General features: G+C 75.6%; 1 protein-coding gene and 1 pseudogene. One reads left to right on the top strand and one right to left on the bottom strand.

Going from position 1 to position 2,133, the window contains the following annotated elements:
• Positions 1 to 205: hypothetical protein (locus tag CCN35_RS27445; protein ID WP_143631923.1), on the bottom strand; the 205-nt coding region annotated here is incomplete at its 3' end.
• Positions 206 to 878: 673 nt separating this feature from the next.
• Here CCN35_RS27445 and CCN35_RS27440 point away from each other — a divergent pair.
• Positions 879 to 2,133, top strand: a pseudogene (locus tag CCN35_RS27440) (serine/threonine-protein kinase); the annotation flags it as partial.

Raw genomic sequence — 2,133 nt, 5'->3', positions numbered from 1 at the left:
CACGGCGTCCGAGCGGGGCGCCCCGCCCCCGGCCGCCCCGCTCGGACGCCGTGCCTCCCTCACCGGCGACCGCCGTGGCCAGCGCCGACGCCACCGCGGCCAGGGCCGTGCCCGTCGGAGCCGTGACCAGCACGTCGCGGCTCGCGGGGCGGCCCTGAGCCGTCGGCGGGCCCAGCGGATCTACGACGGTCAGCCGGATCTGCATCGCCGTCAGCGGTCCCTTCTGCACGGACGCCCGCGACCGGCGGGGGACCGAGCCGCCCCGCGGTCCCCCACCGCGGACCTCCCCACCACCGCACGAGCACGTCTGTCAGTTCTGGAAGGCATCCTCGCACCTGTTGCCGACAGTCTGTCCGCTGTCCATCGGCAAGTGATCTTGATTGGTCGGCTCTGTCCCCAAAAATGCCCGAGCAGTGCCCGGTGCATGTCTGCTCGGCGCCCGCTCGGGACCGGTCGCGTCCGCATGTGGCAACCAACCGATCGAGCCGAGCGTCTTTTCACCGGACTCCACCGGACTCCACCGGACTCGGTGCGGACTCGGCGCGGACGGGACACGGACTGGGCGCGGCCGGGTGCGGACTTCGTCCGGCCCCCGTCCGGAGTCGGTTCGGAGCCCGTCCGCAGTCCGTCCGGGGTCCGTCCGGGGTCCGGGACGCCGTCGCACGCCCCGGACTCCGCCGGACGTCCCCGGACGGGGCGGCGCCGTGTGCGCAGGCCGCGGCGGAAGGAGCCCCCGGACCGGCGGGCGGGAGCCCCCGGCCCCGGCGGCACGACCCGCCCGGCATCGCACGGGGCGGCACTAGAGTGGGGCGGAAACACCCGCAGGACGTCCCCCGAGGGGCGCGGGAACCAGGCAAGCAAGCAACAGGGAGCGCAACGTGCGGCCGGTAGGCAGCAAGTACCTCCTGGAGGAGCCGCTCGGACGCGGCGCCACCGGGACTGTCTGGCGGGCCCGCCAGCGTGAGACGGCGGGTGCCGAGGCGGCCGTGCCCGGCCAGCCGGGCGAGACCGTCGCGATCAAGGTCCTCAAGGAGGAGCTGGCCGGCGACCCCGATGTCGTGATGCGGTTCCTGCGGGAGCGGTCCGTGCTGCTCCGGCTGACCCACCCGAACATCGTGCGGGTGCGCGACCTGGTGGTCGAGGGCGATCTGCTGGCGCTGGTCATGGACCTCATCGACGGCCCCGACCTGCACCGCTACCTGCGCGAGAACGGCCCCTTCACCCCCGTGGCCGCCGCGCTGCTCACCGCACAGATCGCCGACGCGCTCGCCGCCAGCCACGCCGACGGGGTGGTCCACCGCGATCTGAAGCCGGCCAACGTCCTGCTCAAGCAGGACGGCGACCAGCTGCACCCGATGCTGACCGACTTCGGCATCGCCCGGCTGGCCGACTCGCCCGGTCTGACCCGCCCCCACGAGTTCGTCGGCACCCCCGCGTACGTCGCGCCCGAGTCGGCCGAGGGCCGCCCGCAGACCTCCGCCGTCGACGTCTACGGCGCCGGCATCATGCTGTACGAGCTGGTCACCGGCCGTCCGCCGTTCTCCGGCGAGTCGACGCTGGAGGTGCTGCACCAGCATCTGAGCGCCGAGCCGCGCCGCCCCTCCACGCTGCCCGGCCCGCTGTGGACGGTCATCGAGCGCTGCCTGAGCAAGAACCCGGACCTGCGGCCCAGCGCCGAGAACCTCGCACGCGCCCTGCGGGTCGTCGCCGAGGGCATCGGGGTGCACGCGAACGCCGCGCAGATCGCCGCCGCGGAGAACGTCGCGGCGCTGCTGGCGCCCGACCCGGCACCCGCGCCCGTGCCCGCGCCGGACGTGCCCGGCGCCGCCGACGCCACCCAGGTNNGCGGCCGACCCGACCGCCGTGCTGCCCCAGCACGGCGCCGCCGATCCCACGCGGGTGATGCCGCCGGTGCCCGAGGGACAGCCGGACGGCGGTCCGCAGGGCGGGCAGCCCGAGCAGCCGCACCCCTGGCAGACCCAGCTGCGCGCGGCCCGCGACCGCAACGAGCAGACGCAGATCCAGTACCTGGACCCGAGCGAGGACCCGCTGCGCCGGCGCCCCCAGCGTCAGGTGGCCCGGCCGCAGCAGCCCCGTCCGCAGCCCCGGCCCCAGGCCCGGCCGGTGCAGCGC

The sequence above is a fragment of the Streptomyces thermovulgaris genome (assembly GCF_002155915.1).
Lineage (GTDB): Bacteria > Actinomycetota > Actinomycetes > Streptomycetales > Streptomycetaceae > Streptomyces > Streptomyces thermovulgaris.
The sequence above is the reverse complement of the archived record's forward strand: the minus strand, read 5'-3'. Positions and strand labels throughout refer to the sequence as shown.